Source organism: Microcoleus sp. Pol8_D6, assembly GCF_036700965.1.
Lineage (GTDB): Bacteria > Cyanobacteriota > Cyanobacteriia > Cyanobacteriales > Microcoleaceae > Microcoleus.
This window is the reverse complement of the sequence record NZ_JAUBPW010000157.1, coordinates 1-1,914: the sequence shown is the minus strand read 5'-3', so window position 1 is coordinate 1,914 and position 1,914 is coordinate 1. Positions and strand designations below refer to the sequence as shown.

Annotated in this window: 3 protein-coding genes; 1 reads left to right on the top strand and 2 read right to left on the bottom strand. The window is 52.5% G+C overall.

The annotated features are described in order from the left end of the window. Both QUA10_RS28910 and QUA10_RS28905 read right to left on the bottom strand, forming a co-directional pair. On the bottom strand, positions 1-196 hold a 196-nt coding region (locus QUA10_RS28910), incomplete at its 3' end, for an HU family DNA-binding protein (protein ID WP_333086485.1). An 88-nt stretch (positions 197-284) separates the two neighbouring features. Beyond that, positions 285-680 (bottom strand): hypothetical protein, encoded by a 396-nt coding sequence (locus QUA10_RS28905; protein WP_333086484.1) that lies wholly within the window; start codon positions 678-680, stop codon positions 285-287. A 147-nt stretch (positions 681-827) separates the two neighbouring features. Here QUA10_RS28905 and QUA10_RS28900 point away from each other — a divergent pair. Further along, on the top strand, positions 828-1,914 hold a 1,087-nt coding region (locus QUA10_RS28900), incomplete at its 3' end, for a hypothetical protein (RefSeq protein WP_333086482.1).

Sequence of the window (1,914 nt, the reverse complement as noted above, 5' to 3'; positions counted from 1 at the left end):
CGGTTTTGGGATTGCGGCCCTCACGCTCTTTCCGCTCCCTTGCTTCAAAACTGCCGAATCCCACCAGTGTCACTTTGCCACCACCAGAGACAGTTTCCATGATTGCTTCCAGAGCGGCACTCAAAACAGCATCTGCCTGCTTTTTCGTCACGCTAGCCTTTTCCGCAACTGCATCAATCAGCTCACCTTTGTTCATAAGTGCGATCGCCTCTAACGACTAATAACTAATGACTAATTACTAACGCAAAACCAGCACCTGACACAGGCGCTGGTTTCTGTTGCGGTTATTCTGCGAGGGTTTCCCCGCCGTTAGTGGCTGATGACTGTGATTGTTGCTGTTGCTGTTGCTGTTGCTGCTGCTGTAGCTGTAACTGTTTCAACTTTCGCAGGTTCTCTAGCTTAGCTTCGTACTCCTGGAGCTCCTGCTTGTACCAGTCGATGCACTCCTGACTCTTGACCTTTTGCCGCTCGGCATCGTCGATTAGCTGGTCGAGCACTCCCCCAATGGTGTCATAAGCTGTAACTCCCGGCGAGCTACCTTCTCGATAAGCTGCGATGGGCTGATTCCCAATTCCCGTGCTAACTCGTTCAAAAGCTGCGCTCCCGTCGGAGTCAGTCCGAACATCTTGGAGACTTTCACTTCCCCGTATTCCCTGCGTTTGGCCATGGCTGTCGTTCATAACGTCTCTCCTAGGGTAGCAGAATCTTATTTAAGATTAGATATTGACACAATCTCATATGAGAGTCTATCATAAAACCACAATCACATATGAGATTGCAGAGCTTATACCTGATGTTTGCGGGCGGGATTCCCGCCCTTTCCCTTTATGCACTACACGCTTGACGAACTGAAACGGAAAACCCTCAAGGAACTCAAGGAAATCGGCTACCAGCTCAACGTGCTCCCGGAGGGCGATCGCCGGTGCCACCAAAACTGGATCGATGCCATCGCCGGCGTCAATCCCCCGCTGCTGCAACTACTGGAAGTTTCCCCGGTGCAGGAGCCGATCGAACCGGTGCAGGATGCGATCGAAGTTCAAGCCCAGGAGCCGATCGAAGTTCAAGCCCAGGAGCCGATCGAAGTTCAAGCCCAGGAGCCGATCGAGTCCAAGTTTGGCCGCATCGTTTATTCCAAGGCGTCCGTTAAGCCGATCGCACAAACAGCAAAAATTACACCGGGGGAAAATGATGGAAATGCCACAGAGAGCGACAGACTTACAAATCTGCGTGCTCATTCACATTGCCCAGGCACCGATACCGCCGAACTACATGGAAGTAGCAGCGGCATTGAAAGCAGCAATCCCCAACACGAAGAAAGCGATCGAGTTTTGGCGGCAGCAGGGAATGGTCAAAGAGATTCGCGGGGAGCTTTACGTAGTCAGCCAAATGAACTAGCCGCCATCTTCAATGACGAACAACCGCCGAACCGTGGCGATGGCAAGGGACGGATTGAGCCAAAATTGAGCCAAAGTGCGATCGGCTTTTGTGCTTCCCCCGTGACTTTCTCACCTCGGTTTCTCGCAACCTACCCGCCCTATTTCGGCGATGTTCACTACAAAGCAGAAGCCACCGGGCAATTAAATCTACTGGAATCTGTAGAAACAGATGACGAACCGCCAGACCCGGATGATTTTGCCTCCCTCGATGCGTTCAGAGATGCGATCGCACTTTGGGATGCCAAACACCCGGAACTGATAGAAATCGGCCTCGATTCCTTCTGCGAGTGGGCCCCGTGCCCCGATGATTGGTACGAGCCCTACACTTTGGAGCCAACCGAAGTGATGGAAGTCTCCGAGGTGATGGAAAGTTCCAGCACTTGCAACTTTTCTATCCCGACTTTTGACGCTTGGTGCGATCGCGCAAACCGACCAACCGACAGCGACGAACCGCCCGACACAGGGATTTTTGCTCGGT

Coding starts and splice junctions, on each gene's coding strand:
- QUA10_RS28905 (WP_333086484.1), bottom strand. CDS start 680: ATGAACGACAGCCATGGCCAAACGCAGGGAATACGGGGAAGTGAAAGT.